This is a genomic window from Paludifilum halophilum, from assembly GCF_002245355.1.
Lineage (GTDB): Bacteria > Bacillota > Bacilli > Thermoactinomycetales > DSM-45169 > Paludifilum > Paludifilum halophilum.
Window position 1 is genome coordinate 1 of sequence record NZ_NOWF01000030.1, and the last position, 1,473, is coordinate 1,473.

Below are 1,473 nucleotides of genomic sequence, written 5' to 3' on the forward strand. Positions count from 1 at the left end.
ACGGATTAACCCCCGAACTTTGGACATATAGAGAATGATATTAACTCATGCTCACACTTTCGTCCATTTTGGATGGTAGCCATCTCTGGGTAGGCCGTCAAGGGAAAGGCTACGCCCTCACTGCCGTTCGCCCTTGACGGCCTACCCGACGACGGCTGTTTGTTTATCACGGACGAAAGGCATCAAATGTTCACAAGTGAACGGTATGAATCCCCTCTGGCTGGTTCCGTTGAGCTTCGTAAAACCAAGCCGGCGACTGGTAACCCAAACTTCCATGGATTCGCTCCCGGTTATAAAAACGGATAAAAGCGGTCACGGCAAGACAGGCTTCCTCAAAGCTTTCCAACTCCGACTGAGACAGGCACTCATCCTCTAAGATCCGGTGAAAAGCTTCGATGTGCGCATTCTTGTTGGGTGTTTTTGGCGGAATCCGTTCATGCTCGCAGCCCAGATCTTCAATCGCATCGCCAAACGCTCTCGCCACGAACTGCGGTCCATTGTCGGTACGAATAACAAGTTTGTCACCGGTCGTCAGCTCTCTCCGCCACAGGGCCCGACGCAAAGTAGCAGCCGCATCGCCCGATGTACAAGCGGGGCCCATATGATACGCCACCACGGATCGATCAAAGACATCCAGTACCGGCATCACAAAGAAAAAACGGTCTTCCCCGGCAATGTAGCCATACTTGATGTCCGTCTGCCACAGCTGGTTGGAAGCGGTCACCGTACGGTTACGTGCGATGCGTCGGGGGTGTTTCACTCGTTTTTGCCGTTGCGGCCGCAAAATGTCGAGTCTTTTACATAAACGGTAGACTTTCTTGTGGTTGATCACCAAGTGATATTCTCGGCGCAACAGGACAGTCAGCTTGCGGTAACCGTAAGCAGATCCTGAACCGGCGATCATCTCCATCAACCACTCGCTGATCTGTTCGTCAGCCACTTTCTCACCTTTGTCGGTCCACGAATATCCCGGTGCCGCTCGTCCCCCACTTCCTTGTTTTTCTTTGACGGCGTAGCGGGTTTGGTAATAATACGTGGATCGCGCTATGCCGACGATTCGTAAAACCGTTGTCACCGGGTAGCCCTTTTGAATCCATGAGTGGGCTACTTCAACCTTTTCAGCAAGTGAGGGTTCTTCTTTTTTACCAGATCACGTAAAATGGCGATCTCAAGATCCTTTTCGCCCAGAAGTTGCTTCAGTCGATCGTTTTCTTTGGTCACTTCCCCCACTTGGCAGTTCGGGATCGCAGAGGGGTCCACATCGTCAAAATGACCCTCTTGATACTGCCGAATCCAACGATGAAGCAGATTGGGACCGATTTCGTAACGTCGGGCCACACCCGCTTTATTCCCAACCTCCAACGCTTCTTTGGAGACCTGTACTTTAAACTCGTTTGAGTAATTTTGCCGTTTCATCAGAAAAACCCCTTCCAACTTTAGTTTAGAACATCATCTCCAGGATGTCCAAAGTCG

General features: G+C 51.0%; 2 protein-coding genes. Both read right to left on the bottom strand.

Annotation, left to right across the window (positions count from 1 at the left end):
• Window positions 1–190: 190 nt before the first annotated feature.
• Complete coding sequence (locus CHM34_RS18250) at window positions 191–1,075, bottom strand: IS3 family transposase (RefSeq protein ID WP_094266034.1); 885 nt, start codon at window positions 1,073–1,075, stop codon at window positions 191–193.
• A 29-nt stretch (window positions 1,076–1,104) separates the two neighbouring features.
• Complete coding sequence (locus tag CHM34_RS18255) at window positions 1,105–1,416, bottom strand: transposase (protein WP_094266035.1); 312 nt, start codon at window positions 1,414–1,416, stop codon at window positions 1,105–1,107.
• Between the last annotated feature and the right edge of the window lie 57 nt (window positions 1,417–1,473).

Bases quoted from the DNA above. Each gene is read 5' to 3' on its own strand.
- CHM34_RS18255 (WP_094266035.1), bottom strand. From the start codon at position 1,416: ATGAAACGGCAAAATTACTCAAACGAGTTTAAAGTACAGGTCTCCAAA.